Consider the following 25,623-nt stretch of genomic DNA (forward strand, 5'->3'; position numbering starts at 1 on the left):
GTTTTGGGCGTGTCGGGGATCATTCCGTGATGACGGGCAGATCAGGGTCGGCGACCAGCCATGTGTCGACAAGCTGTTGCACGGTGCCGGCCTCGATCAGGCGGGTCAGCGCCGCATCGACCCATGGGATCAACGGGCTGCCGTGTTCGAACAAGAGGCCGTGGCCCGCGTCATTCTCATCGGCGGGGAGGATGGCGACAATCGAGGCTTCCTCGATTTGCACCGCGGTGGCGAAAAGCGCGGTCGGCACGGCGGCGGCGGTGGCGTCGATCTGGCCCGCGCGCATCGCCTGAAAGACGCCGATCTGGTCGTCATAGACCGCGACATTCTCGATGCCGACAATGTTTTCCAGATAGGTCATATCGGTGGTGCCGATGGCCGCGCCCCAGCGCGCCTCGCGCAGGTCGGCAAAGCTGGTGGCGGTTTCCACCGGCGAGCCGGGCAGCGCGATCACCGCTTTGGCGGCCTGATAATAGACCTGACTGAAGCCGACGACCTCGGCGCGTTCAGGCGTGACCGAGATTTGCTGGATCGCGAAATCGAAGGGTTTGTCACCCGGTGCGATGGTTTGCTCGAATGTCAGCCGCGCCCATTGCACCTGATCGGCGGCAAAGCCCATTTCTTCGGCCAGCGCATAGATCAGCGCGTTTTCAAAGCCTTCGCCGCTTTCTGGAGAATTATCCATCATCCACGGCGGATAGACCGGATCGCCGGTGCCGACGGTCAGCATGCCGGATTGAAAGAGCCGTGCGTCGTCAGGCGTGCCGGTCTCTTGCGCCTCTGCGGTGACGGCGGAAAAGCTGAATGCGGCGGCGATGGCAGCGCCCGCGGCGAGTGTGCGGATCGTCTGGATACGGTCGGACATGGATCTGTCCCCCTCCCTGTTTATTGCGCCCTTGCCGGGTGCGATTGATCAACAGGTCAAACTTTGCGCCAAGCGCGCGTTCTGGCAAGCCCCTGCGGCGCGAATACCCGCTTGACGTGACATTCACATGCGAAATTACGGCCGGAGGGCGGGGAAATGCTGCGCGGGTGGTGGTTTAGGTCGGGGAGTCGGCCTCGGTGGAGGGTTCGACGGAGGGACCGCAGAACATCTCATACATCAACCCGATGGTCTGCGCGGCGCGGGGATCGCCGAGGGAATAATAGATCGCCTTGCCCTCGCGGCGGCAAGAGACCAGCCCCTCAAGCCGCAGCCGCGCCAGTTGCTGGCTGACCGCCGCTTGCCGTGAGCCGAGCAGGTTTTCCAATTCGGTCACCGATTTCTCGCCGGTGGAGAGATGACAGAGGATCAACAGCCGCCCCTCATGCGCCAAAGCCTTGAGAAACGCCGCCGCCGCCTGCGCCTGTGTCACCATTTGCTCCATCGCCTGCGTGTCCGGCTCGGACAATCCCGCATTCGCCGCGCCCGCGGGCGCGTCGGTCAGGGTCGCGGCTGGCGCCTCGAGGTCGGCGTCAGGTATTGCGGCGGTTTGGGCTGTGATCGCCATGGCGGCTCCCGATGATAGATGCAGGGAAAGGAATGTATCAATTCCTAGATAGGCTATGCCCCGCCCTACGACAAGGCTGGAGCATGGAAAACGGGGCGCGCACCCATTGGATACGCGCCCCGCGACACTGTAACAGTGCGTGATATCGAGCGATTACTCGTCTGCGTCGTCTTCGTCAGCGGCGCTGCCGATGTCGTCAAACAGTTCCTGAATCTCGAATTCCGCTTCGGCTTCAGCCTCGGCAGCGAGATCCTGGATCGATTTGCCCGATGCCTGCAGCTCTGCCTCTTCGGCCGAACGCGCGACGTTGACCGAGATCGTGGCGGTCACTTCGGGGTGCAGAACAACGGTGGTGTCGTAGAGGCCCAGCGTTTTGATCGGTGCGGCCAGAACGATCTGGCCCCGGTCGACGCTGAAACCTTCGGCGCTGACGGCATCGGAGATGTCACGCGGGGTGACCGAGCCGTAGAGCGAACCGGTGTCCGAGGCCGAGCGGATCACCACATAGCTGGTGCCGTCGAGCTTTTCGGCCAGAGCCGCAGCTTCGTTGCGGGTCTCGAGGTTGCGCGCTTCGAGTTGGGCTTTCTGGGCGTCAAACACCGCCTGGTTGGCCTCGGTGGCGCGCAGGGCTTTGCCCTGAGGCAGCAGGTAGTTGCGGGCAAATCCGTGACGGACTTTGACCACATCACCCATCTGGCCCAGCTTGGCAACGCGCTCAAGAAGGATAACTTGCATGTCGTTCTCCTTATTTCACGGCGTAGGGCAGCAGGGCGAGGAAGCGGGCGCGCTTGATCGCACGCGACAGTTCACGCTGCTTTTTCGCCGAAACGGCGGTGATACGGGCGGGCACGATCTTGCCACGCTCGGAAATGTAACGCTGCAACAGACGGGTGTCTTTGTAGTCGATCTTCGGCGCGTTATCCCCCGAGAACGGGCAGACCTTGCGACGGCGGAAAAATGGTTTCGTAGCCATGTGGCGTAACTCCTTGGAAGGCTGATCAGCGGCGGATTAGCGGCGCGGGCGGTCGCCGCGTTCGCGGTCGTCACGCTTTTGCATCTGCACCGACGGACCTTCGTCGTGGGCGTCAACCTTGATCGTCAGAACCCGCATCACGTCGTCATGCAGACGGGTCAGGCGTTCCATTTCCAGCACAGCCGCCGACGGGGCGTCGGTGCGGATATACATGTAATGGCCCTTGCGGTTCTTGTTGATCTTATAGGCCATGGTTTTCACGCCCCAGTATTCGGTGGCGACGATGGTGCCGCCGTTGTCCGAGATCACTGCGGTGAAATGGTCCATGAGGCCTTCGGCCTGCGCGTTGGACAGGTCCTGCCGCGCGATCATGACATGCTCATAGAGAGGCATGTTGTCTCCAATCATGTTATAGGCGCATTTCAAAAGACGGGCGAATTGCCCCGCTGTGCCCGCCCACGAGAGTCTGCGCCGGTATCGAGGGATACAGCGGGATGGGGCCTTATACCGAGATATGCGCGCGGCGCAAGGGTCAGGCGGGGCGGTTGCGGGGTGAAAACGCGCTGTATTTGCGGGGGTGCGCGGGGAATTGGCGCGGATTGGCGGGGGTTTCGCCGTTGCGCTCAAAGGAACGCTGTCGAGACGGGTTCCGGTCGGCGCAAAACCCCACTAGAATCCCTGGTAAAATCATCCGCATTCATCTTCTCATGACTGGAGTTTCACATGAGCCGCGCATTCGTATTTCCGGGCCAGGGCGCCCAGACCATCGGCATGGGCCGCGATCTGGCCGAAGCCTATCCTGCCGCCAAAGCGGTGTTCGACGAGGTTGACGAGGCCTTGGGCGAATCGCTCTCCTCGCTGATCTGGGAGGGGGATATCGCCGATCTGACCCTGACCGCCAATGCGCAACCGGCGCTGATGGCAACCTCCTTGGCGGCGATGCGGGCGCTGGAGGCCGAGGGGTTCGCGGTGACCGATGCGGGTTTTGTGGCGGGGCATTCCCTGGGCGAATATTCGGCGCTGGCTGCGGCCGGTGCGCTCAGTGTCGCCGATACCGCGCGGCTGTTGCGCATCCGTGGCCGCGCCATGCAAGAGGCGGTGCCGGTGGGTGTCGGCGCGATGGCGGCGCTATTGGGGCTGGATTTCGCGGCGGCGTCCGAGGTTGCAGCGGAAGCCTCTTCGAACGGGGGCGAAGTCTGTCAGGCGGCGAATGACAATGATCCGGCGCAGGTGGTGGTCTCGGGCCATAAAGCGGCGGTCGAGCGGGCCTGTGAGTTGGCCAAGGAACGCGGCGCGAAACGGGCGCTGCTGCTGCCGGTCTCGGCGCCGTTCCATTGCGCGTTGATGCAGCCCGCCGCCGAGGCGATGGCGGCAGCGCTGGCGGATGTGGTGATCAAGGCGCCTGCTGTTCCTTTGGTCGCCAATGTGCGCGCCGAGGCGGTCAGCGACCCCGATGTGATCCGCGCGCTGCTGGTCGAACAGGTGACCGGCTCGGTGCGCTGGCGCGAATCGGTCATTTGGATGGCGGCGCAGGGGGTGACCGAGGCTTGGGAGATCGGCGCGGGCAAGGCGCTGGCGGGGATGATCAAGCGGATCGACCGCGCGGTCACCTGCAAGCCGGTGGGCACACCGGCGGATATCGCGGCGTTGAAGGGCTGATGGTGGAGGGGGCGCTGCCCCCGCGCGCGTGGCGCGCCCCCCGGGATATTTAAGGCATAAAGTGGGCGGCGGGGGAGGCTCTGCCGCCTGTGTCGTTCTAAGACTGGCTGGGGCGGAGCGTCGCAGTTGTTACTCAGGTGAACGATTCTTCTTTTCTTCATGCCCCTCTCGGGCTAGGTCGCAAGCATGACTAGCGCATCCATCACCGACCACCGGCGCGCCAAGCGCAATGTGTGGGTTCTCGTCGCCGCCCAAGCGCTGTTGGGCGCGCAGATGCCGATGATCTTCACCGCCGCGGGTCTGGCGGGGCAATCGCTGGCCTCGAATATCTGCTGGGCGACGCTGCCGATCTCGATGGCGGTGCTGGGTTCGATGCTGTCGGCGACGCCGATGGCGGCGTTCATGCAGCGCTTCGGACGCCGCGCCGGTTTCTTTCTGGGCGCCTTTGCCGGTGCCTTGGGGGCGACGATTGGCGCGCTGGGGCTCTATCAAGGGTCATTCGCGCTGTTCCTGATCGGCTCGCTGTTCACCGGCACCTATATGTCGGCGCAGGGGTTCTACCGGTTTGCCGCCACCGATACCGCCAGCGATGATTTCAAACCCAAGGCGATCAGCTATGTGATGGCGGGGGGGCTGGTTTCGGCGGTGATCGGGCCGCAATTGGTGAAAGTGACCGCCGAGGCGATGATTTTCCCGTTTCTCGGCACCTATCTGGCGGTGATCGCGCTCAATCTGGTCGGGATGACGCTGTTTTTCGCGCTGGATATTCCGCGCCCGCCGGTGACCCCGAAAGACGCGCCGCTGGTCGGCCGCACGCGCGGGCAATTGCTGCGCGAGCCGGTGATCATCGTGGCGATCATCTGCGCGACGGTGGCCTATGCGCTGATGAACCTGATGATGACCGCGACGCCGCTGGCAGTGGTTGGCTGCGGGTTCAGCACCGGCAATGCCGCGGATGTGGTCTCGGCGCATGTGCTGGCAATGTTCGCGCCCTCGTTCTTTACCGGCCATCTGATCGCGCGCTTTGGCGTCGAGAAGATCGTCGCCGCGGGGCTGTTGATTCTGGGCGCGGCGGGGGCGGTGGCGATGTCGGGCGTCGAGATCGAACATTTCTTTATCGCGTTGATTTTGCTGGGGATCGGCTGGAACTTCGGCTTTATCGGCGGCACCACGATGCTGGCGCGTTCGCATTCGGCGGCCGAGCGCGGGCGCATTCAGGGGATCAATGACGCGATTGTCTTTGGCGGCGTCACCGTGGCCTCTTTGGCCTCGGGGCAATTGATGAATTGCTCGGGCTCGGATGTGCAAACCGGCTGGCAGATGGTCAATCTGGCGATGCTGCCGTTTCTGGCGCTGGCTGGTGGCGCCTTGATCTGGCTGTGGTTGCGGCCACGGGAGGCGGTTTAATTCGTTTTTTCCTGAACAAACCCTGCGGATGACGCGAGAGGCGTAATCCAGAGTGCTGCAAGCCGCGCAACACGGCGGATCAATTTCCCAAATATTTGGGTTGACCCGTCGGTCAGTTGTGCTAGCGTCCCGATCAATAAGTCGGCCAGTCCGACAGGGAGAAAAGACGTAGAAAAGGGTCCTGTTACGGGGCCCTTTTCCAATTCTTGCCAATCGGATCAGCGGCTTGCAGCGGGGCGCGTTTTTGCCCACCCCACGCAGGCACCCTGTGCTGGCGGCGTTTTTCCGCCTGACTTGCGGGCTGCTTCGTGCTAGCTGATAGCCAACCTTCACTCACCCAAGGATGCGTGTCATGACCTTTCGTTCCGCCCTGCCCTCCGCCGTGTTTTGCCTCGCGTTGAGCGCCATGCCTGCCCTCGCGCAGGAGGCCGAAGCCGATGCCGCGACGCAAGCGCCGCAGCCCGGACAGCCCTATTCTGTCTCGACGCATAATGATTGGGAGGTGGTCTGCAGCATCGTTGACGAGGCCGGAACCGAGGCCTGCGAGCTCTATCAACTGCTGCTCGACGAATCGGAGACGCCGATTGCCGAGATCAGCGTCTCGGCGCTGCCCTTCGGGTCGGAATTCGCCGCAGGCATCACCGCGACCACGCCATTGGAGACTTTTTTGCCGACCGGCATGGGCTGGCGCATCGGCAATGCCGAAGAGATGCGGATCGAACCGTTCCGCGTCTGCACCGTGGTCGGCTGTGTGGTCCGCATGGGCATGACCGCCGAGGAGGTCGATGCGATGAAAGCCGGGGCCACCGCGACCGTCACCATCGCGCCCTTCGTGGCGATCGACCAGCCGATCGAGATTTCGGTATCGCTGAGCGGGTTCACCGCTGGCTATGAGGCGCTGCAAACGCGGATGTCCGAAGCCGCGGTGCGGCAGCGCGAGAACTGATCCGAGAGGGGAAACCCTTTGGATCAGGCGCGGCGGAAGGCCAGACAGGCGTTCATCCCGCCAAAAGCAAATGCATTCGACAGCGCCGCACCCACTTGGGCGCGGCGCGCTTCATTGGGCACACAGTCAATCGCGCAGGCGGCGTCGGCCTGCCGATAGCCCATGGTGGGGGCGATAATCCCGTCGCGCAGGGCCATGATACAGGCCAAGGCCTCGACCGCGCCGGTGGCGCCGATCAAATGGCCGTGCATGGATTTCGTCGAGGAGACCGGCGGCAATCTATCGCCGAAGACCTGCCGCAGGGCCTCGACCTCGGTGCGGTCATTGGCGGCGGTCGCGGTGCCATGGGCGTTGATATACTGGATATCGTCGGGGCTGAGCCGCGCGTCGTCGAGCGCGCCGGAAATCGCGCGGCGGGCGCCGTCAAGATCCGGCGCGACGATATCACCGGCATCGGAAGTCATTGAAAACCCTGCCACTTCGGCGATGATCTCGGCGCCGCGGGCGCGGGCGCGGTCATAATCCTCGAAGACAAACACCGCTGCGCCCTCGCCTTGCACCAGCCCGTTGCGCGTGGCGCAGAACGGGCGGCAGCCGTCGGGGGACATGACGCGCAGCCCCTCCCATGCCTTGATCCCGCCAAAACAGAGCGTGGCCTCGGCGCCACCGGTCAGGATCACCTCGGCCGCGCCGCTGCGCACCATCTGGAAGGCCAGCCCCATCGCGTGATTGGAACTGGCGCAAGCGGTGGAGACGGTGAAGGACGGGCCTTTGAGCCCGTGGCGCATGGCCAGATGCGCGGCGGCGGCGCTATGCATCAGCCGCGGAATGGTGAAGGGATGCACGCGGTTGCGGCCACCGGGATAGACCGCGCGGTAACTCTCGTCGATGGTGGTATAGCCGCCGCCGCCGGTGCCGAGGATCACCCCGGCGCGCAGGGTCTCGGCCTCGGTCAACGCGAGCCCCGCGGCAGCGCAGGCCTGCGCCCCTGCCTCGACGGCGAATTGCGTGGCGCGGTCGTAAAGCGCGATTTCTTGGCGGCTAAAGCGTGCTTCGGCGTCCCAGTCGTGGATCTGCGCGCCGATGCGGATGCTCAGCCGTTCGACCTCGGGCACGTCGAGCGGGCCGATGCCCACCTGCCCCGCGGCCAGCGCCGACATGGTGCCGGGCACATCGGCGGCCAGCGCATTGACACTGCCCGCTCCGGTGATCGCAACGCGGCGCATCGCTCAGCCCTGTTTGGCGTCGATCAGACGCTGCACACCGTCGCAGATGCCGCCGACGCTTTCCAGATCGAGACCGGCGGCCTCGGGGGTGTTGGCGTTGAACGGCACGGTGATGTCAAAGCCTTCCTCGATGGCAAAGAGGATCTCGGCCATGCCCAGACTGTCGATGCCGAGCGCGTCCAGCGTGGTCTGCGGCGTCAGCTCTTGCGGGTCGCGCAGCGCTTGTGCGGCAAGGATCTGGGTAATCCGCGCGCGGGTCTCGGGTGTGGCTGTCACGTCTGGGGCGTCCTTTGGTTGCAACGGCTGCGGATGACGCTAGGGCTTTGTGTCGCTGGCGTCGATCTTCTCGATCAACTCCTGCACTTGTTTTTGCAGCTCGGCGAGTTTCTTCGCCATCCGCGGCAGGCGGCGTTGGGCTTTGTAGATCTCGACATGCTGTTCCATCCGCACCGCCGGCGAGCCCATCATCGCGCGACCGGCGGCGACATTCGAGATCACCAGCGCGCTGCCGCCGATCACCGCATCATCGCCGATGCTGGTGTTGTCATTGGCCCCCGACTGGCCGCCCATCACCACACGGTTGCCGATCCGCGTCGAGCCGGCGATCCCGACCTGACCACAGAGCAGGCAGTCGTCGCCGATCACCACATTATGGCCCACCATCACCAGATTATCCAGTTTCGTGCCATTGCCGATCCGGGTGTCGCGCACGGTGCCGCGGTCGATGGTGGTATTGGCGCCGACCTCGACATCATCGCCGATACTCACCGCGCCCAGTGAATGGATGCGCAGCCAGGGTTGCGGCTCGGTCTCGCCGGGATCCCCAAGCGCCGAGCGCGCCAGTTCCACGCGCGAGGTGGATTCGGTGACAAAGGAGAACCCGTCGCCGCCGATCACCGCATTGGGCTGGGCGATGAACCGGTCGCCGATCTTTACCCGCGCGCCGATGCGCACCCCCGAGAGGATCAGCGCATCCGCCCCGATCACCGCATCCTCGCCGATGGTGACATGATCCGCCAGCCGCGCGCCAGCCCCGATCACCGCGCCCGCGCCGATGACACAAAAGGCACCGATCACGGCATCGGCGCCGATCTGCGCGCTGGGGTCGATAACCGCACTGGCATGGCGCCCCTCGGTCAATCCGGGGCCGGGATCAAACAGCCGCGAGAGCACTGCGAGGGTCAATCGTGGACGGGTGGCAAAAATCGCCGCTTCAAGGCCGAGCGCCTGCCAATCCGCCCCCTCCCAGAGCACCGCCGCGCGGGCCTGCCCCTGCGGCACGCCCTCGCCATATTGCGGGCTCATCGCCAGCGCCAGATGCTCGGGTCCGGCGACCGCGGGCTCGGCACTGGCGGTGACGCGGATATCACCGCGCCCCTCGAAACGGGCGCCGAGCGCTGCAGCAATTTCCGACACGCTATGGGCCATCTGGTAGTCCTCCGAACAGACGCGGGTGCATCTGCTCGGTGTAGCCTGCTCAGGCGCCCACTTCCACCCCGGCACGTAGCAGCGCGTCATAAAGCCGGGAGTCGCGGCGGTAGATATCGGCGCGGTAGTTCATCCGGCCGGTCACCGAGGTAAAGGCGGTGCGGTAGACCAGATGCACCGGCACCGGCGTCAACAGGCTGACACGGGTTTGCTGGCGCGAGCGCAGGACGCGCTGGTAATAGGCCTCGGGATCGACCTCTTGCATGCCGAGCAGCGTATAGGCGAAGTCGCGCGGGTCTTGCAGGCGGATGCAGCCATGCGAATAGGCGCGCACCGAATGGCCAAACAGCGACCGCGACGGCGTGTCATGCAGATAGATCGCATGAGCGTTGGGGAACATGAATTTCACCTCGCCCAGCGGATTGCCCGGCCCCGGAGGCTGGCGCACGTTGAACGGCAGCGAGGTCGGCGAATAGCGGGCGAAATCAACATATTCGCGGGGCACAACATTGCCCTGCCCGTCGATCATATTCAGATGCCGCGCGCCGCCACTGGACAGGGCGCCCCAATATTCGGCAACAATCGAGCGCGGCAGGGTCCAATCGGGGTTAATCTCGAGATATTCCATCACATCGGAGAATTCCGGCGTCTGGTTGGCGCGCGATCCGACCACCGAGCGGGTCTGGAAGGTCACCTGATCAAAATCGACCACACGGGCGGAGAAATCGGTCAGATTGACCCAGACATGACGGTCGCCGCGGGGGATGTTGAGCCAGCGCTCACGCTCGAGCGCGACGACGATATTGCGCACCCGCTCTTCGGGGGCGACATTGATTTCGCGGATCGTGGCGGACCCGGCGACACCGTCCGGGTCGATGCCATGGGCGACCTGAAACTCCTGCACCGCGCGTTGCATCATCCCGTCATAACGGGCGGTGGCGACGCGGGGCATATAGCCCATCGCGATCAGCCGGTTGCGCAGCGCGACCACGGCGGAGCCATGCTGGCCCGGCTGCAGGCTACCGGCCTGCACGGTCGGCCCCCAGCCGCCATTGGCAATCGTGTCCTCAAGTTCGCGCTTGGCGTGGAACAGGCGGGCGTATTCGGGCGCCGAGGGGGCGAGGTTGCGGATAAAGCTGACCGGTTCGGCGGCGGTAAACTCGCGCATCAACACCGCGGGATCGGGACGCGGCAGATCGCGCACGATATCCGAGATCACTGCACTGGGCTCAAGCACGCCGCTGGAGATATCGCGGGCGTATTGCAGGAAGGTCAGCGAGGCGCGGGCCTCGACAAAGCCGCGATCCCGCTCGGTTTGCACGGCGTTAAAGGCGGCCAGAAGCCCCTGCAGGTCATAGCGTGCCGAGGGCAGCCCGTGTTCTTCGGCGCGGCTGAGGGCCGAGACCAGAGCCGAGCGGCGCGCGGCATGTTCGGCGCCGGTCCAGACCTCGGTATAGCCGATCTCGCGGTAAAAACTGGACAGCGCGCGGCTTTCGCCGACGCCTTCGGCCAGCGCTTGCCGGAAGGCGGGAAACTCTTGCGCGATCACCGGTGTCGGCGCGATCATCGCGACCACCGCAGGCAGCGTGACCGAGACCCCCAATGCCAAACTCACAATCGCCGCATGTGTTCTGAATTGCGTCTTGCTGCGTTTCGGGCCTGTGGGGCTGGTCAGGGTCATTGTCGTCCTCCGGTAAAAGATCTGGTCCATCCTCCGGTTCGCATGTGCCGGTGGCAAATAGGCTGCAAGGGTCTGCGCTGTCAGGTGAGTCGCGCACGCGAGCGGGATGGTTCAATAATGGTCATTATAATACAACAACACCATGACCGTCTCGCGCCGTTCACGTCGAGTAACAATCGCGCGACTCAATTGGTTCCATTGATTCTGCGTGAGGGCGGCGAATATCGCACGCCTTGATGCACGCAAGGGCTGTATGAACCGCGATCACACCGCCAAACAGGTGACAGAGCGGCAGCAGTGGCAGGGTGATTCGCCGCATAGTTGCAGAGTATGTCGGGATAAATGCCTGAAAACAAAGCATCTTGGTTTACATTAAGCATTTTTCAGCAATTTATCGCCTATCTTGGCGCCGGAGGGGCGCTCGGCCCGACTCCCCACTTGGGCTGGGCGGCTGAATGTGGCATCAAGGCATCAGAAGATAAAAATCTTCTTGACGCTGTGTCGCTTCGGCCTAGGCCCGTTTTGGGGTCAATTGTCGGAGTGGCCGCCTCATGAAGCAACGCCAAAATGGCACGACTAGACTTTGGGAATGGGACAGGATCAGAAATGACCTCTTCGGAAAACACCGGGTTCACTCGGCGCGGACTATTGGGCGTGTTTGCCGCCACCACCTTGATTGCGGCACCGACAATGTCACAGGCCTTTGCCTTTAACCGTGGCGCCGGCGATATCCGCCGCATCCGCATGCACTCGGGCCGCACCGGCGAATCGCTGGATATGATTTACTGGATCGAAGGCGAGTATATCCCGGAAGCGCTGGAAGCCGTGAACCACTTCTTCCGCGACTGGCGCAACGACCGCGTTCACCGTATCGACACCCGCACCATCGACATTATGGCCGCCTCGCATAACCTTCTCGAGGTTGATGAGCCCTATATGCTGCTCTCGGGCTACCGCTCGCCGGAGACCAACGCGATGCTGCGCCGCCGCTCATCCGGTGTTGCGCGCAACTCGCGCCATATGGTCGGCCAGGCTGCCGATCTGCGGTTGCGGTCGCGTTCGGTGAACCAGATTGCGCGCGCCGCACAGGCCTGTAACGCCGGTGGCGTCGGCCGGTATTCGCGCTCGAACTTTACCCATATGGACTGCGGTCCGGTGCGCAGCTGGGGCGGCTAAGCCCCTCTTATCCGCCGGTCTGATGAAACCCCGCATGCCCGATGGCTGCGGGGTTTGTCTTTTTTCAATGCCTTAGACCGGATCGCCCGCCCGCGCCCCCTTGCGCCGATGGCCCGCCACGCCATATCTTGCGCAGAACCCATGGAAGGACCGACATGCAGTCGCTTGATAGCGCTTTTTGGCTCACCTGTGCGGGAATCATCGGCTTGCTGGTGCTTTCCGCCTTTTTCTCCGGCAGTGAAACCGCGCTCACCGCCTCGTCACGCGCCAAATTGCGGGCACAGGCCGACAAAGGCTCGAAGGGCGCGCAGCGGGCGCTGGCGCTGACCAATGACAGCGAGCGGTTGATCGGCTCGGTGCTCTTGGGCAACAATCTGGTCAATATCCTTGCCGCCTCGCTGGCGACGGCGCTGTTCACCCGCATTTTCGGCGATTCCGGCGTCGCGCTGGCGACATTGATCATGACGCTTTTGGTGCTGATCTTTGCCGAGGTGCTGCCGAAAACCTACGCCATCACCAACCCCGAAACCGCCGCTTCGCGGGTGGCGACGCCGATCAAACTGGTGGTGCTGATGTTCGCGCCGGTGGTGGCGGCGGTGCGGATGCTGGTGCGCGGCTTGCTGTTGCTGGTCGGGGTGCGCACCGATCCCGACAGCGCCATCCTGTCCTATCACGAGGAAATCGCCGGCGCGCTGGCGCTCGGCCACTCCGAAGGCACGGTCGATAAGGAAGACCGCGACCGTTTGCTGGGCGCGCTCGATCTGGGGCACCGGATGGTCGAAGAGGTGATGTTGCACCGCTCCCAAATTGAGACGGTGAATATCGACGCCCCGCCCGCCGAGATCATCGCGCAAAGCGTCAATGCGCCGTTTTCGCGGCTGCCGGCGTGGAAGGACGAGCCCGAGAATATCGTCGGGGTGATCCATTCGCGCGACCTGATGCGCGAGGTTCACCGTGTGGTCACCGAAGCCGGTGGCGATTTCTCGGCGGTCGAGACCATCGATATCTCGAAAGTGGCGCGCGACGCCTATTTCGTCCCCGAGACCACCCCGATGGACGAGCAGATGCGGCAGTTCCTGCAGCAACGCCGCCATTTCGCACTGGTGATTGACGAATATGGCGCGCTCTTGGGGCTGATCACGCTGGAGGATATCCTTGAGGAAATCGTCGGCGAGATTGTTGATGAGCATGACCTGCCGACGGAAAACCCGATCACCATGCTGGACGGCGGCGCGATTGAGCTGGACGGGGCGATGACCATCCGCGACTTGAACCGCGCAATGGATTGGTCGCTGCCCGATGACGAGGCCAATACCGTCGCCGGTCTGGTGATCCATGAGGCGCAGATGATCCCCGAGATCGGGCAGGTGTTCCAGTTCCACGCCTGCCGGTTCACCGTGGTGGAACGCTCGGAAAACCGCCTGACCCGGCTGCGTATCCGTCCGATGTAGGGGCGTCCGATCTAGGAGCCGAGCGTTCGTGCGCTACCCTTGCCAGCCCTTAATAGACAACGCTCAAATCCACTGTCAGGCCCGGGTGAAACCCGGGCCGCGCCCGACCCTCCCCCCGGGAGGGCGCATTGGCGATGCCACTCATCGCTCACCCGACATTTATGCTTGTAAGCGCGCCGCGTTGTGGAGATGGGTAAGGCGCCCACCCAGGGTCAGGCGCGTCCCTTTTGTTTTGGTTCATCACGAGCGTGCCGAGCAATCGCTTTCACGTGGCTCTGCAAATCAACCGTCTGGCACGGCGGTCACGCCGGGCCGCGCCCGACCCTCCCCATGGGAGGGCGCATTGGCGATGTCGAGAGCTGCTTGGGCGTCATGAATGCTTTGGAGTGCAGAGCTTTGTGGAGAAGGTCCGCGCGCCCGCCCAGGGTTGGGCGCAGCCCCTCATTGTCTGCAATGAACGATGCGTGAATTAGTGTCGCGTCCGCCGCGGATCACTCCGCTGCTTTTGCCGCCTCGAACCGGGCTTTCAACTCATCCACGTCATCAAATTTGATCGATTCCCCGCAGCCGCAGGCATCCGAGACATTCGGATTGCGGAACTGGAAACCGGATTCCAGCAGGCCGGTCTGATGATCGATCTCGGTGCCGAACAGGAACATCTGCGCCATCGGGGCAACAATCACCCGCGCGTCGCCCTGTTCGATCACCTCTTCATGCGGCTCGATTTCATCGGCGAAATCCATGGTATATTCCATGCCCGCGCAGCCGCCTTTCTTGACGCCGATCCGCAGTCCCAATTTACCCTGTTTCTCCATCAACCGCGCGATATGGCGCTCGGCGGCATCGGTCAGGGTGATCGGAGATTTTCCGGGAATTCCGAACATAGTCTTTACATGAATCCAAGTTCTAGACGGGCTTCGTCGGACATCATGTCCATGCCCCATTGCGGGTCGAAGGTCATATCGACATCGACCTCTTTGACGCCGGGCACCGAGTTCATCGCATCGGCGATCCAGCCCGGCATTTCGCCCGCCACCGGACAGCCCGGCGCGGTCAATGTCATCGTCACATGCACCGAATTTTCCGGCGTGATGGCAATCGTATAGATCAGCCCGAGATCGTAAATATTCACCGGAATCTCGGGGTCATAGACAGAGCGGCAGGCCTCGACGAGGCTTTCATACAGCGGATGATCGGTGCTCGACGGGGCGATCAGGGGCGTGCCCTCGGCGGGGTTATGATCTTGAGAGGCGTTCATTCTATCCTCGGTGTTTCTATACCTGAGTGAAGATATAGGATTTTGAGGGCAAGCCGTAAAGGGGCGGGGTCGGGAAATCGGAGTTGCGCGGCCTGATGCGTCAATCTGCCCCGCAGGCAGGAGAGCCGCGCCTGTGTTGGGCGAAACCGTCCTCCATGCGTCGCTGCGATGGGTTGGCAAGGGGTGAGGCGGCGGGCTAAAGGGACGTGAACACCAAGCGGGGACGGCATGAGCCAGCGATTTTCCTTTGAACTCCATTCCACCGATGGTGCGGCGCGCAGCGGCGTGATCCAGACCCCGCGCGGCGAGGTGCGGACACCAGCCTTCATGCCGGTCGGCACCGCCGCCACGGTCAAGGCGATGATGCCCGAAAGCGTGCGCGCCACCGGCGCCGATATCCTGCTGGGCAATACCTATCACCTGATGCTGCGCCCCACTGCCGAGCGTATCCATGCGCTGGGTGGCCTCCATAAGTTCATGAATTGGGAGCGCCCGATCCTCACCGATTCCGGCGGCTTTCAGGTGATGTCGCTGGCCTCATTGCGAAAGCTCACCGAAGAGGGCGTGAAATTCTCCAGCCATATCGACGGCTCGAAACATATGGTCACGCCCGAGCGCTCGATGGAGATCCAGCGGCTGTTGGGCTCGGATATCGTGATGTGTTTTGACGAATGCCCCGCCCTGCCCGCCGATGACGCCACGGTGGCAAAGAGCATGCAGCTGTCGATGCGTTGGGCACGCCGTTCGCGTGAGGCCTTTGGCGACCGGCCCGGCCATGCGCTGTTTGGGATTATGCAGGGCGGTGTCACCCGCGATCTGCGTGAGGAAAGCGCCAAGGCCTTGATTGATATCGGGTTTGAGGGCTATGCCGTCGGCGGGCTTGCGGTTGGCGAGGGGCAGGAGGCGATGTTCGGTGTGCTCGATTACGCGCCCGGGTTCCTGCCCGCGGACAAACCGCGCTATCTGATGGGCGTGGGCAAGCCCGATGATATCGTCGGCGCGGTCAAACGCGGGATTGATATGATGGACTGCGTGCTGCCCTCGCGCTCGGGCCGCACCGGGCAAGGCTGGACCCGTCACGGGTCGGTCAATCTGCGCAACGCGCGTCACAAGGATGACCCGCGGCCTCTGGACGCGGCCTGCGGTTGTCCCGCCTGCCGAAATTACTCCCGCGCCTATCTGCATCATGTGGTGCGATCGGATGAGATCATCGGGTCGATGCTGCTGACCTGGCATAATCTGCATTATTATCAGGATCTTATGCAGGGGATGCGCGAGGCCATCGGGGCCGGGCGTTTCGCCGAGTTCGAGGCGGAGTTCCACGCGAAGCGCGCCGAGGGGGATATCGCGCCGCTCTGATGTCCCGCGCGTGAACCGAGCGCAAAGGGACGCGCCCGACTCTGGGTGGGCGCCCTGCCCTCACCACGACGCAGCGTGCTCACAAGCATCTACGCCGCCCAAGCCCACCCGGCATCGCCATGCGCCCTGCCTCGGGGAGGGGCGGGCGCGGCCCGTGGGTGCCACGGGCGGGGCGGGTGAAATGGAGCGAGCTAGGTGATAAGGGACGCGCCTGACCCTGGGTGGGCGTCCTGCCGTTGCTACGACGCGTTGCGCTCACAAGCATTGATGTCATCCGAGCCACTCAGGGCATCGCCATGCGCCCTCCCACGGGGAGGGTCGGGCGCGGCCCGTGGTGGCCACGGGCCTGACAGTGGCTCTGCCCCCTCCGCGCTATTCCTGGGCGCGCAGGATGCCCGCGGGTCGTGCCCGCAACGGGCGCAGGGCGAAGACCAGCCCCGCCAGCAACACCGCGAGGATCCCGCCGAGGATGATCAATAGCGCCGAGATGGGCTCGAACCGGTAGGGCAGATCCATCACCTGCGTCAGGATCGCCCAGCTTGACAGCGCCCCCGCGCCGATCGCCACCAGCCCCGCCGCCGCGCCCATCAGGCAGGAGCGCAGGGCGAAACTGGTTAATATCCGCGCCCGTGTCGCGCCCAGGGTCTTGAGCACCGCCGCCTCGAAGACCCGCGCGCGCTCACCCGCCGCCGCCGCGCCGATCAGCACGACGAAACCGGTCAGCAAGGTCGCCAGCGCCGCCATCGAGGTCGCGGCGGCAATCGCGCCCAAAGCCTCGCCGATGCGCTGCGCGGTCTCGCGGATCGGGATTGCGGTGACATTGGGGAAGGCATCGCCAAGGTCGCGCAGCAATTGCCCCTCACTCGCCTGATCGGCATGCACCGTGGCGATGAAGGTATGCGGCGCGCCCTGAAACGCGTTGGGGGTGAATGTCATCACAAAGCCGATGCCGCCGTTGCGGAAATCCAGATTGCGGAAGTTCGCGATCTCGCCGGTGATATCGCGGCCCAGCACATTCACCGTGATACTGTCGCCCAAGTACAGGCCGAGTTCCGCGCCCTCTTCGGCACCGAAAGAGATCAGCGGCGGGCCGGTGTAATCCTCGGGCCACCATATGCCCTCGCTCAAGCTCATATCGCCCTGCGCGGCGGCATAGGTGATCCCGCGGTCGCCGCGCAGCACCCAGTGATTGCCGTATTCGCGCGCCGGACGGCCGTTGATCTGGCTGATCACCCCGCGCAATTGCGGCGCGGTGTCGATATCGCTTATGCCCGCAGTGGCTTGTAATTGCACGGTAAAATCCTCGATCTGGGCCGGTTGGATATCAAGGAAGAAATAGCTCGGCGCGCGGTCGGGCAGTTCGGCGGAGATTGCGTTGCGCAGGTTGGCGTCGATCTGCCCGACGGTGGCGAGGACGGTCAGGCCCAGCCCCAGCGAGAGCACCACCGCGACCGCTCCTTCGCGGGGATTGCCCACCGCGCCCAGCGCCAGACGCAGCGCCGTGCGCCCGCGCAAGAGCCTCGCGCGGGCCAAACGGCGGGCGGTGGCGCGCAGGGCGACGGCGGCCAGCGCGAGCAAAAGCAGGGCCCCGGCGATGCCGCCCGCGGTGCCCAGCGCCAATTGCCAGACGCCGGAAAAATACACCGATGCGGCGATGAGACCGAGGAGCGAGGCGGCCAGCGCGAGCATCGGCAGCGCCCGTGGCCAAGCCCGCGCTTCGCTGCCGATACCGCGAAACAGGGCGGCGGCGCGGACCCGCTCAACCCGCGCTAGGGGCCAGAGGGTAAACACCAGCGCGGTCAGGAGCCCGTAGATCGCCGCCTCAAATAGCGGTTGCGGGTAGAGGCCGACAGCCAGCGGCACCGGCAGGCGCGACTGCACGAAAGGCGCCGCCAGACTGACGGCTCCGGCGCCCAAGAGCAGCCCGAGCGCCACGCCGATCAGGGTTAAGACGCCGATTTGCATAAAATAGACGGTGAAAATCACCCGCCCCTCGGCGCCCAAGGTTTTCAGCGTCGCGATCACCGGGGTTTTCGCATCGAGATAGGCGCGCACCGCTGCTGAAACACCGATGCCGCCGACCGCAAGTCCGGCCAGCCCGACGAGCACCAGAAATGCGCCGATCCGCTCGACAAACCGCGCCAATGCAGGTTCGGCGCGGCGCGAATCGCGCCAGCGGATACCGGCGTCATGGAAGGTGTCGATCAGGGAGGCGCGCAGCCGCTCCAAGGTGTCGCCCTCGCGCAAGAGCAGCCGGTAGGAGGTGTCAAACAGCGTGCCGGGGCCGATCAGACCGGAGTCGGCCAAAGCCGATGTGGCGACCAGAGTGCGCGGGCCGAAGCCGAAGCTGGTGCCGACGCTGTCAGGCTCGCGCAGCACATGGGCCATCAGGATGAAGTCTTGCGTGCCGAGGCGGAAGCTGTCGCCCAGCGAGAGCCCGAGCCGGTCGATCAACACGCGGTCCATCGCCGCGCCGGGCAGTCCGCCCTGCCCTGCGAGCACCTCGGCGATGGGCATCGGCGGGTCGAATTCGGCGGCGCCGATCAGCGGCCAATGGGCGTCCACCGCCTTGATCTGGGTAAGCGCGCGGTCGCCGCCTGAGGTCACCGCCATCGAGCGAAAATCAATCACCTCGCCCATCGCCGCGGCCTCAACCGCCATCCACTCGCGCTCGGCCTGATCGGCGAAACGGTAGGTCATCCGCAGTTCCGCATCGCCGCCCAGAAGTGCACGTCCCTCGCGGGCCAAACCGCCCTCAATGGCGGCGCGGACAGTGCCAACGGCGGCAATCGCGCCGACGCCAAGTATCAGACATAACAGGAAAATCCGGAACCCTGCCAGACCTCCGCGCAATTCGCGGCGGGCCAGACGGGCCGAGAGAGCGAGGCTCATTGCGCGGCCTCGGCGTTGCGCGTTTCGCGCTCGATCCTTCCGTCGCGCAGATGCACGACACGGGTGCAGCGGGCGGCCAATTCGGGGGCATGGGTGACCAGCACGAGGGTCGCGCCGTGGCGGTCGCGCAGCCCGAACAACAGGTCCATGATTGCCGCGCCATTGCTGCCATCAAGGTTACCGGTGGGCTCATCGGCGAGCAGGATCGCCGGACGCGGCGCGGCGGCACGGGCCAGCGCCACGCGCTGTTGCTCGCCGCCCGACATCTGCGCGGGATAATGCTGCATGCGGCTGGCCAGACCGACGGCCTCGAGCTCGGCCTCGGCGCGCTCGAACGCGTCGCGGTGACCGGCGAGTTCCAGCGGCGTGGCGACATTTTCCAGCGCGGTCATCGTCGGGATCAGATGGAAGGACTGGAACACAATCCCCATATTGCCACGCCGAAACCGCGCCAGCGCATCCTCATCCATCGCGGTCAGATCGTGTTCGAGCGCCTGCACCGTGCCGCCGGTGGCGCGCTCGAGCCCGCCCATCAGCATCAGAAGCGAGGATTTGCCCGAGCCGGAGGGACCGACCAGCCCGATCGATTCGCCCTGCTCAATTTCCAGCGAGATGTCTTGCAGGATATCGACAGGACCGGCATTCCCCTGCAGGGTCAGGCACGCCCCCTTCAACGACAGAACGGATCTCAACATGCAAAAAGTCCTTTGGTTTATGTCCCGTCGATATGGGGTGCTCTGGGCATGGGGCAAGCACAGTGTGGCGCTTGTCGCAACTGTTTTAACGCTGACACTGGGGGTTTCCGTCGCCAGCGCGCAGGATGTGCCGCAAGAATTGGCACAGGGGATCACGGTGACGGCACTCGGCGATTCGCTGACCCAGGGCTATGGGCTGGCGCCCGAGGCGGGGCTGGTGCCGCAGTTGCAGGCCTGGTTAACCGCGCGCGGGCATATGGTTAATCTGGTCAACGCAGGGGTGAGCGGCGACACCACCGCGGGCGGGCTGTCGCGGCTGGATTGGACATTGGCGGAACGGCCCGACGCGATGATTGTGGCTCTGGGCGGGAATGATCTGCTGCGCGGGCTTGATCCGGGGTTGAGCCGCGATAATCTGGCGGCGATCCTGGCGCGGTTGCAGGCGGAGGGTATCCCGGCGCTGCTGATCGGCATGCCGGCACCGCGCAATTACGGGCCGGAGTATCAAGCGGAAATCGCGGCGCTCTATCCCGAGCTGGCCGAGGCGCATGACGCATTACTGGTCGAGGATATGCTGGCGCCTTTGGCCGAGCAGATTGCGGACGGAGACAGGCCGGATGCGGTGTTTCAAGGCGACAATATCCACCCCAATCCGGCGGGCGTGGCATTGATCGTCGCGCATATCGGGCCGCAAGTGGAGGCGCTGATTGCGCGGGTGGCGGCACAGCAAGGGATGTGAGGGAGGCGGCCCGGGCGGGGCATCGAGCCCCGCCCGAGCCGGTGGGGTGGCCCCACACGCTGCCAAGGGGGTTTTCCACCCCCTTGGAGACCCCCGAGGATATTTAGGGCATAAAGTGGAGGGCGGATAAGGCTGGCCGGTTTCTGGCGGGTCAGGCGTTTTTCAGGGCGTCGATGATCGGGGTGAAATCCTCGGCTTTCAGCGAAGCGCCGCCGACCAGCGCGCCGTCGACGTTATCCGTGGCGAAAATCGCGGCGGCGTTCTGCGGGGTGACCGAGCCGCCATAGAGAAGGCGGATGCCTGCGGGCACATGGGCGCGGATGGCCGCATGGGCCTCGGTGATTTGCGCGACGCTCGGGGTGCGGCCGGTGCCGATGGCCCAGACCGGCTCATAGGCGATGACGGTATTCTCAGGCGTGGCGCCCTCGGGCAGCGAGGCGCTGAGTTGCTCGGCCAGCACCGTCAGGGTTGAACCCGCGTCGCGCTCGGCTTCGGTTTCGCCGATGCAGAGGATCGCCACCAGACCTTCGGACCATGCCGCCTGCACCTTGGCGGCAATATCGGCGGAACCCTCATGATGGTCGCGGCGGCGTTCGGAGTGGCCGAGGATCACGTGACTCGCCCCCGCATCGACCAGCATGGCAGCCGAGACCTCGCCGGTATGGGCGCCGCTTTGGTTGGCGTGGCAATCCTGCCCGCCGACAAAGGTATTGCTGCCGGTCAGCGCGCTGGCCATCGGGGCGAGCAGCGTCGCGGGCGGGCAGAGCAGCACATCGACCTCATCGCCAGCGGCTGCTGAGGCGGTGGCGATGCCCAGCGCCTCTTCGAGATGGACCATGCGGCCGTTCATCTTCCAGTTGCCGGCGACAAGTTTGGGTGCGGTCATGGGAGGCTCCGTTTGTTTTCGCCATCTTAGCCCGACATAGGGGCGCAATGCAAAGCCGCCTTGGCGCCGCATCACGCCAGTTTTTTACGCCCAAGCCGGGGCGACGCCTGTTCTTGGGCGGAAAACTGCGCTATCTCCTCGCTCAGCTTCATCGCAGTTTTGGATTATCGACGAGGGACTATCATGGCGCATTACCGTTCAAGGCGTTCCACCCATGGCCGCAATATGGCCGGCGCACGTGGGTTGTGGCGGGCAACCGGCATGACCGACAGCGATTTCGGCAAGCCGATCATTGCCGTGGTGAACAGCTTTACCCAATTCGTGCCCGGCCATGTGCACCTGAAAGACCTCGGCCAGATGGTGGCGCGCGAGATCGAGGCTTCGGGCGGTGTCGCCAAAGAGTTCAACACCATTGCTGTCGATGACGGGATCGCCATGGGCCATGACGGGATGCTCTATTCCCTGCCCTCGCGCGAGTTGATCGCCGATAGCGTCGAATATATGGTGAATGCCCATTGCGCCGATGCGATTGTCTGCATCTCGAATTGCGACAAGATCACCCCCGGCATGATGATGGCGGCGATGCGGCTGAACATTCCGGCGATCTTTGTCTCGGGCGGGCCGATGGAGGCGGGTAAGGTCACCAATGATGATCTGGAGGTCTCGAAGATCGACCTTGTCGATGCGATGGTCGCCGCGGCTGACGACAGTCTGACCGATGCGCAGGTGCTCGAGATCGAGGAAAACGCCTGTCCGACCTGTGGGTCGTGCTCGGGGATGTTCACCGCCAACTCGATGAACTGTCTGGCCGAGGCGCTGGGTCTGGCGCTGCCGGGCAATGGCTCGATGCTGGCCACCCATGCCGACCGCAAGGAGATTTTCCTTGAGGCCGGGCGCCGCATCGTCGATATCACCAAGCGCCATTACGAGGGCGAAGAGGCGGGTCTCTTGCCGCGTGAGATCGCCAACTTCAAGGCCTTCGAGAACGCGATGAGCCTTGATATCGCCATGGGCGGCTCGACCAATACGGTGCTGCACCTCTTGGCGATTGCCCATGAGGGTAAGGTCGATTTCACCATGGATGATATCGACCGGCTGAGCCGTAAAGTGCCGGTTCTGTGCAAGGTCGCGCCCTCGGTCGAGAATGTGCATATGGAGGATATCCACCGCGCTGGCGGGATCATGGGCATTCTGGGCGAGATGCACCGCGGCGGGCTGCTGCACGGCGAGGTTGGCACGGTGCATGCGCCGACGATGGCCGATGCGATTGCCAAATGGGACATCAAACAGTCGAATGATCCGGCGGTTGATGTCTTTTACCGCGCGGCGCCGGGCGGGGTGCGCACCACGCAGGCGTTCAGCACAGACAACCGTTATAAGGCGCTGGATAACAACCGCGAGACCGGCATCGTGCGCTCGGTTGAACATGCGTTTTCCAAGGATGGCGGGCTGGCGGTTCTGTTCGGCAATATCGCCGAGAACGGCTGTATCGTGAAAACCGCAGGCGTCGACGAATCGATCCTGAAGTTCACCGGCACCGCCAAGGTCTACGAGAGCCAGGATTCGGCGGTCAGCGGCATTCTGACCGGCAAGGTCGATAAGGGCGAAGTGGTGGTGATCCGCTACGAGGGGCCGCGCGGCGGACCGGGGATGCAGGAGATGCTCTATCCGACCAGCTATCTGAAATCCAAAGGCTTGGGCAAGGATTGCGCGCTGCTCACCGACGGGCGGTTCTCGGGCGGGACTTCGGGATTGTCGATCGGCCATGTCAGCCCCGAGGCTGAAGAAGGCGGGTTGATCGGGCTGGTCGAAACCGGCGACAAGATCGAGATCGATATCCCCAACCGCACGATCCATCTGGCGGTGGATGAGGCCGAAATCGCCGCGCGGCGGGCTGCCAAAGGGCCGCTGCCGTGGAAACCGGTGGAAAAGCGCAAACGTGCGGTGTCGACGGCGCTGAAAGCCTATGCGCTGCTGGCGTCTTCGGCGGCCAAGGGCGGGGTGCGGATTCTGCCCGAAGACAGTTAATTAACCCGAAGCGGATCGATTAACCAGGTTTCAACGCCGTCGCAGAGCCCCTGCGGCGGCGTTTTTGCCTGTGAAAAGTGAGGCTTGGGGGTTTCGGCGCCGGAATTCAGGGCGTATGCAGAATCATGCGCCGCATCACCCTGACCTCGCTAGCCGATCTGAAGAGCCTGCCGTTTGATGAGATCATCGACGCAAGGGCGCCCGCGGAATATGCCGAAGACCATCTGCCCGGCGCGATCAACCTGCCGGTGCTGGACGACAGCGAGCGCGCGGCGGTCGGCACGATCTACGTGCAAGACAGCCGGTTTCGGGCGCGGCGGATGGGGGCGGCCTTGGTCGCGCGCAATGCGGCGCGGCATCTGGAAGCCGCGCTGGCCGAGAAGCCCGCCGATTACCGGCCGCTGGTCTATTGCTGGCGCGGTGGCCAACGCTCGGGGGCGTTCGCGACGATATTGGCGCAGATCGGCTGGCAGGTGGGCGTGCTGGAGGGCGGCTGGAAGGCCTGGCGCAAGCTGGTGCAACTGGCGCTTTATGAGACGCCCTTGGTGCCGAAGCTGATGGTGCTGGACGGCAATACCGGCACGGCGAAAACTGCGATATTGCAGCGGGTGGCGGCGCTGGGTGGGCAGGTGATCGACCTTGAGGGGCTGGCACGGCATCGCGGCTCGCTGTTCGGGCTGGCGCCGGGGGAGGAACAGCCCTCGCAAAAGGCGTTCGAGACCGCGCTGGCGATGCGCTTGACCGATCTGGACCCGCAGCGCCCGGTATTGATCGAGGCGGAATCAAACCGGATCGGGGCGTTGCGCTTGCCGCCATCGCTATGGAAGGCGATGCAGGTGGCGCCGCGGCTGCAGATCGAAGCACCGCTCGCGGCGCGGGCGCAGTGGCTGGCGCAGGCGTATGGCGACATTATTGCGGACCCTGAGGAATTGCAGGCGCGGATCGCGGCGCTGGCGGCTTTCCAGTCGCGCGCGACGATTGCCGAGTGGCAGGAGATGGCGCAGTCCGGCGCCTTTGAGGCGCTGGCACAGGCCTTGATGCAAGAGCATTACGATCCGCGTTACGCGCATACCACGCTGCGGCAGGACCATGCGCCGCTCAGCGTGCTGTCTGCCGAGGATCTGTCTGAACCGGCGCAAGACCGGCTGGCCAGCGAGATTGCGCGACGATTGGGCTGAGCCCGGCAATGGCACTATTGCAATCTGTGAGGGTGTGGTTTCGGCCCAATCAGCGCGTGGACTTGCAGTTTTTCAACATTCGGCATGAAAAATGGCGCGCTCGGATCGCAAGCGCGCCGGATCACTCAGGCTGATTGTCAGACAATAGATGGCCCGTCAGATGATTAGCGCCGCGTCATTCACGCCAGTCAAAGAAGTCTTTGGGCGCTCGGGAGAGCAGACGGCGGGCGATCTCGTCACCCAGAGCGGCGGCATCGGAGATCGAGGCGCGGCCTTCATCGGCAAAACACTCCGAGCCATCGGGCCGCAGGATCTCGCCGCGCAGCCAGATCTCGTCACCCTCCAAGAGCGCCAATCCGGCAATCGGTGTCTCGCAAGAGCCATCGAGCGCGGCCAGAAACGCCCGTTCCGCCGCCAAGCGCTGGCCGGTCGGCACATCGTGAATTTCGCTGAGCATCGCTTCGGCGCGCTGGTCGGTCTCACGCCGCTCGATCCCGATGGCGCCCTGCGCCACGGCGGGCAGCATCTCTTCGGGGGCAATCGCGGATTTGGCAACCTCGGGCATGCCCAGCCGATTCAGACCGGCCATCGCCAGAAAGGTGCAATCGGCGACGCCTTCACTCAATTTGCGCAGTCGTGTTTGCACATTGCCGCGAAACTCCACGACCTGCAGATCGGGCCGCCGAAACAGCAGTTGCGCGCGCCGCCGCAGGCTGGAGGTGCCGACCACCTGCCCCTGCGCCAGATCCGCCAGCGACCCCGCCGAGGTGGAGACGAAAGCATCGCGCACATCCTCGCGCGGCAGGTAGCAATCAAGCACCAGCCCCTCGGGCTGTTCGACCGGCATATCCTTCATCGAATGCACCGCGATATCGAGCGTGCCGTCGAGCATCATCTCTTCGATCTCGCGGGTGAACAGCCCTTTGCCGCCCAATTCCTTGAGCGGGCGGTCCTGAATTTTATCGCCGGTGGTGACCACGGGCACGACGTCGAAACACGCCTCGGGCAGCTCAAACGCCGCCATCAGGCGGGCGCGGGTTTCATAGGCCTGAGCCAATGCCAGCGGCGAGCCGCGGGTGCCGATTTTCAGGGGTTCAGCGGGGGTGGGAAGCGCGAATGTCATGCCCGCCTGATTAGCCAAGCCGCCCGCA

At 64.2% G+C, this 25,623-nt stretch carries 24 protein-coding genes; 9 read left to right on the forward strand and 15 right to left on the reverse strand.

Features of this window, described 5'->3' with window-relative positions; translation table 11 throughout:
• Positions 1–19: 19 nt before the first annotated feature.
• The 5 genes from DDE20_RS02970 to rpsF form a co-directional block, all read right to left on the reverse strand.
• The gene (locus tag DDE20_RS02970) at positions 20–865 is read right to left on the reverse strand and encodes an ABC transporter substrate-binding protein (protein ID WP_116556932.1); all 846 of its coding nucleotides are present in this window, start codon (positions 863–865) and stop codon (positions 20–22) included.
• Between the two features lie 175 nt (positions 866–1,040).
• Entirely contained in the window at positions 1,041–1,490 is a 450-nt protein-coding gene (locus DDE20_RS02975) for an ArsR/SmtB family transcription factor (protein WP_420812350.1), read from the reverse strand.
• A 153-nt stretch (positions 1,491–1,643) separates the two neighbouring features.
• Complete coding sequence (gene rplI / locus DDE20_RS02980; protein ID WP_116556933.1) at positions 1,644–2,225, reverse strand: 50S ribosomal protein L9; 582 nt, start codon at positions 2,223–2,225, stop codon at positions 1,644–1,646.
• Between the two features lie 10 nt (positions 2,226–2,235).
• Complete coding sequence (gene rpsR / locus DDE20_RS02985; RefSeq protein WP_116556934.1) at positions 2,236–2,463, reverse strand: 30S ribosomal protein S18; 228 nt, start codon at positions 2,461–2,463, stop codon at positions 2,236–2,238.
• A gap of 36 nt (positions 2,464–2,499) precedes the next feature.
• Positions 2,500–2,856, reverse strand: coding sequence for a 30S ribosomal protein S6 (gene rpsF / locus DDE20_RS02990; protein ID WP_116557239.1), 357 nt, complete (start codon positions 2,854–2,856; stop codon positions 2,500–2,502).
• A gap of 330 nt (positions 2,857–3,186) precedes the next feature.
• Here rpsF and fabD point away from each other — a divergent pair, with 330 nt between their 5' ends.
• The 3 genes from fabD (at position 3,187) to DDE20_RS03005 (ending at position 6,475) form a co-directional block, all read left to right on the forward strand.
• The gene (gene fabD / locus DDE20_RS02995) at positions 3,187–4,122 is read left to right on the forward strand and encodes an ACP S-malonyltransferase (RefSeq protein WP_116556935.1); all 936 of its coding nucleotides are present in this window, start codon (positions 3,187–3,189) and stop codon (positions 4,120–4,122) included.
• 186 nt (positions 4,123–4,308) lie between these two features.
• Complete coding sequence (locus DDE20_RS03000) at positions 4,309–5,529, forward strand: MFS transporter (protein ID WP_116556936.1); 1,221 nt, start codon at positions 4,309–4,311, stop codon at positions 5,527–5,529.
• A 352-nt stretch (positions 5,530–5,881) separates the two neighbouring features.
• Positions 5,882–6,475: an invasion associated locus B family protein gene (locus DDE20_RS03005; RefSeq protein WP_165814403.1), complete on the forward strand. Its 594-nt coding sequence runs from the start codon at positions 5,882–5,884 to the stop codon at positions 6,473–6,475.
• A gap of 23 nt (positions 6,476–6,498) precedes the next feature.
• Here DDE20_RS03005 and DDE20_RS03010 read toward each other — a convergent pair whose 3' ends face one another.
• The 4 genes from DDE20_RS03010 to DDE20_RS03025 are packed head-to-tail and all read right to left on the reverse strand — an operon-like array spanning position 6,499 to position 10,810.
• Positions 6,499–7,701: a beta-ketoacyl-[acyl-carrier-protein] synthase family protein gene (locus DDE20_RS03010; RefSeq protein ID WP_116556938.1), complete on the reverse strand. Its 1,203-nt coding sequence runs from the start codon at positions 7,699–7,701 to the stop codon at positions 6,499–6,501.
• Positions 7,702–7,704: 3 nt separating this feature from the next.
• The gene (locus DDE20_RS03015; protein WP_116556939.1) at positions 7,705–7,977 is read right to left on the reverse strand and encodes an acyl carrier protein; all 273 of its coding nucleotides are present in this window, start codon (positions 7,975–7,977) and stop codon (positions 7,705–7,707) included.
• 39 nt (positions 7,978–8,016) lie between these two features.
• Complete coding sequence (locus DDE20_RS03020; RefSeq protein ID WP_116556940.1) at positions 8,017–9,129, reverse strand: UDP-3-O-(3-hydroxymyristoyl)glucosamine N-acyltransferase; 1,113 nt, start codon at positions 9,127–9,129, stop codon at positions 8,017–8,019.
• A 49-nt stretch (positions 9,130–9,178) separates the two neighbouring features.
• Positions 9,179–10,810: a L,D-transpeptidase family protein gene (locus DDE20_RS03025; RefSeq protein WP_116556941.1), complete on the reverse strand. Its 1,632-nt coding sequence runs from the start codon at positions 10,808–10,810 to the stop codon at positions 9,179–9,181.
• 606 nt (positions 10,811–11,416) lie between these two features.
• Between DDE20_RS03025 and mepK the strand changes: the two genes are divergently transcribed.
• Both mepK and DDE20_RS03035 read left to right on the forward strand, forming a co-directional pair.
• Positions 11,417–11,986, forward strand: coding sequence for a peptidoglycan L,D-endopeptidase MepK (gene mepK / locus DDE20_RS03030; protein ID WP_116556942.1), 570 nt, complete (start codon positions 11,417–11,419; stop codon positions 11,984–11,986).
• Between the two features lie 155 nt (positions 11,987–12,141).
• A complete protein-coding gene (locus DDE20_RS03035; protein WP_116556943.1) occupies positions 12,142–13,437 on the forward strand; it encodes an HlyC/CorC family transporter in 1,296 nt (431 codons plus the stop codon).
• Between the two features lie 491 nt (positions 13,438–13,928).
• On the opposite strand, the gene DDE20_RS03040 is transcribed toward DDE20_RS03035, so the two are convergent.
• Together DDE20_RS03040 and DDE20_RS03045 are read right to left on the reverse strand one after the other, a co-directional pair.
• Positions 13,929–14,321, reverse strand: a complete 393-nt coding sequence (locus DDE20_RS03040; protein WP_116556944.1) for a HesB/IscA family protein — start codon at positions 14,319–14,321, stop codon at positions 13,929–13,931.
• 5 nt (positions 14,322–14,326) lie between these two features.
• Complete coding sequence (locus tag DDE20_RS03045; RefSeq protein ID WP_116556945.1) at positions 14,327–14,695, reverse strand: SUF system Fe-S cluster assembly protein; 369 nt, start codon at positions 14,693–14,695, stop codon at positions 14,327–14,329.
• A gap of 228 nt (positions 14,696–14,923) precedes the next feature.
• Between DDE20_RS03045 and tgt the strand changes: the two genes are divergently transcribed.
• Positions 14,924–16,054 carry a tRNA guanosine(34) transglycosylase Tgt gene (tgt, locus tag DDE20_RS03050; protein WP_116556946.1) on the forward strand — a complete coding sequence of 377 codons (1,131 nt, stop codon included), beginning with the start codon at positions 14,924–14,926 and terminating at the stop codon, positions 16,052–16,054.
• A 372-nt stretch (positions 16,055–16,426) separates the two neighbouring features.
• On the opposite strand, the gene DDE20_RS03055 is transcribed toward tgt, so the two are convergent.
• Entirely contained in the window at positions 16,427–18,946 is a 2,520-nt protein-coding gene (locus tag DDE20_RS03055) for an ABC transporter permease (protein ID WP_116556947.1), read from the reverse strand.
• Positions 18,943–19,641, reverse strand: coding sequence for an ABC transporter ATP-binding protein (locus tag DDE20_RS03060; protein ID WP_116556948.1), 699 nt, complete (start codon positions 19,639–19,641; stop codon positions 18,943–18,945). Before DDE20_RS03060 ends, DDE20_RS03055 begins: the two co-directional genes overlap by 4 nt.
• Between DDE20_RS03060 and DDE20_RS03065 the strand changes: the two genes are divergently transcribed.
• The gene (locus DDE20_RS03065; RefSeq protein WP_240607819.1) at positions 19,640–20,380 is read left to right on the forward strand and encodes an arylesterase; all 741 of its coding nucleotides are present in this window, start codon (positions 19,640–19,642) and stop codon (positions 20,378–20,380) included. The two genes, DDE20_RS03060 and DDE20_RS03065, sit on opposite strands and share 2 nt — an antisense overlap.
• Before the next feature lie 151 nt (positions 20,381–20,531).
• Here the strand turns inward: DDE20_RS03065 and tpiA are convergent, their stop codons facing one another.
• Entirely contained in the window at positions 20,532–21,266 is a 735-nt protein-coding gene (gene tpiA, locus DDE20_RS03070) for a triose-phosphate isomerase (protein ID WP_116556949.1), read from the reverse strand.
• A 183-nt stretch (positions 21,267–21,449) separates the two neighbouring features.
• On the opposite strand from tpiA, the gene ilvD reads away from it, so the two are divergent.
• Together ilvD and mnmH are read left to right on the forward strand one after the other, a co-directional pair.
• Positions 21,450–23,294, forward strand: coding sequence for a dihydroxy-acid dehydratase (gene ilvD, locus DDE20_RS03075; RefSeq protein WP_116556950.1), 1,845 nt, complete (start codon positions 21,450–21,452; stop codon positions 23,292–23,294).
• Positions 23,295–23,419: 125 nt separating this feature from the next.
• The gene (gene mnmH, locus DDE20_RS03080) at positions 23,420–24,472 is read left to right on the forward strand and encodes a tRNA 2-selenouridine(34) synthase MnmH (protein WP_116556951.1); all 1,053 of its coding nucleotides are present in this window, start codon (positions 23,420–23,422) and stop codon (positions 24,470–24,472) included.
• A 175-nt stretch (positions 24,473–24,647) separates the two neighbouring features.
• Here the strand turns inward: mnmH and hemC are convergent, their stop codons facing one another.
• Complete coding sequence (gene hemC, locus DDE20_RS03085) at positions 24,648–25,595, reverse strand: hydroxymethylbilane synthase (protein WP_116556952.1); 948 nt, start codon at positions 25,593–25,595, stop codon at positions 24,648–24,650.
• Positions 25,596–25,623 lie beyond the last annotated feature (28 nt).

It is taken from the genome of Pararhodobacter oceanensis, assembly GCF_003076755.1.
GTDB lineage: Bacteria > Pseudomonadota > Alphaproteobacteria > Rhodobacterales > Rhodobacteraceae > Pararhodobacter > Pararhodobacter oceanensis.